Below are 1,612 nucleotides of genomic sequence, written 5' to 3'. Positions count from 1 at the left end.
GTGGGGGCTTGCTGCACTTGCCCGGTCTGGCGATCCGCTATTGGGATACCGGCAGCCTCTGGCCGGGTATGGTCCTGCCAGGCCAGCGTGTTCAGGTCAATCGTTTCTGTCACCGGGCCCCGTTTATAATCGCGCGTATCTTTCCCCTGCGAGGTTTTGGTGCCGCCGAATCGGTGCCAGCGTTTGGTCTTTTTGGCGTACCAGCGGATCCGGCTGCCGGTATCGGTGGTGATACGTTCGCCCTGCGTGGCGATATTGTGCAATTCGCCAATATTGCCCGTCAGCGCCCCGCCGGCGACTATCTGGCTGTCGTGATTGGTGACCTGCGCACTGTTGAGCGTGATATTGCCGCCCGCCAGAATTTTACCGGGGTCACTGTGTTTGACCTGGGTCTCTCTGACGGTGCGGGTGTACTGATATTCATAAAAGTCATTACTGCGGCTGCCATCCGGCATGATGGCATCGTGCACGCCGTATTTGTTGCGGTGCGACGTATCGACCTGCGACCAGTCGTAACGCGCAGTCTGGCCGCTCAGTACCGCATCGTGATGCGGCGATTTCTCTGTTTCGACGACCTGGGTGACCAGACCGGCGTTGGTGTTGCGGATCTGGTCAGCCTGGATCTTCAGGTTGTTCCCGGCTTCCATCGTCGCCGCGTGGTTATTGAGTTTATGCGCCTGACCGTTGGCCGTCAGGGTGTTATCCAACTGGCCGCCGATATGCATGTCGCCCACGCTGTAAATCTGGGCATGATGCTGGTTGTTGAGCGTTCCGGTGCCGATATTCAGCCGGTCACGCGCCGCAATCACGGCGGCTTTGCCGTCCTGAGCGGTGTTATTCAGAGTGCCCGTCTGGAGGGCGAGCTGGTCCCCGTAAATACGCCCGGTGCCGGTATTGTTCAGGGTGTTGGCTGTCAGGTGGGTCAGGTCGCCATCTATCAGCCCGGTATTGTTTACTGTGTCGTGGACGTTGATTTGCGTTTGTTTAGCGCTGATGTCGCCTGACGCGCTATTGGTGAGATGTTGTGCGTCAAGATGCAGCGCCTGACCGGCTTTTATCTGACGGTCATTGAGAATATGGCCGGTCGTTTTCAGGGTCAGATTGCCATTGGCCGCGGTGTTGCCGGTCTGGTGAAAATCTTCGGTTAAGGTGACCGCCATATCGCCCTGTGATAACAGTTGACCGTCACCACTCAGGGCTCCGGCGCTAATGTCAGCCTGTTTCCCGGCAATCAGGGTGCCCTGTCGATTGAGGATCACCAGATGCGGTTGCTGAGCCTCACTGTTGACCGTGAGCTGTTTGCCCGCAGAGACCAGCCCCTGGGTATTATTCAGCGTCTGGCTGATGTTCGCTTGCAGGTGGTGAGCCGCCCGTAAAGCCCCGCCGGTATTATCGGCCAGTTGGGCGTTTATCGTCAGATTTTGGGCTTCCACGCCGTTATCCGTGTGCGCTGTCTCGCGGTTAATCAGGTGAGCAGTGTTCAGGGTGAGTTGCTGACCCCCTCGCATCAGGCCGCCAGTGTTGTCGGTTTTTTCCTGCACGTTAAGCGTGGTATCGCCCACCGCTTGTACCTGACCGTGACGATTGTCGAGCCGTTGGGTTTTCAGGTTGA

The 1,612-nt window shown here is 57.9% G+C and carries 1 pseudogene; it reads right to left on the bottom strand.

The features are described from left to right. Positions 1-1,612 (bottom strand): annotated as a pseudogene (locus tag C5471_RS23170) (S-layer family protein); the annotation flags it as partial.

Origin of the sequence: Photorhabdus tasmaniensis (assembly GCF_011189505.1) — a bacterium.
Taxonomy (GTDB): domain Bacteria; phylum Pseudomonadota; class Gammaproteobacteria; order Enterobacterales; family Enterobacteriaceae; genus Photorhabdus; species Photorhabdus tasmaniensis.
Note: the sequence above shows the minus strand (reverse complement) of the source record. Positions and strands in the feature narration are given on the sequence as shown.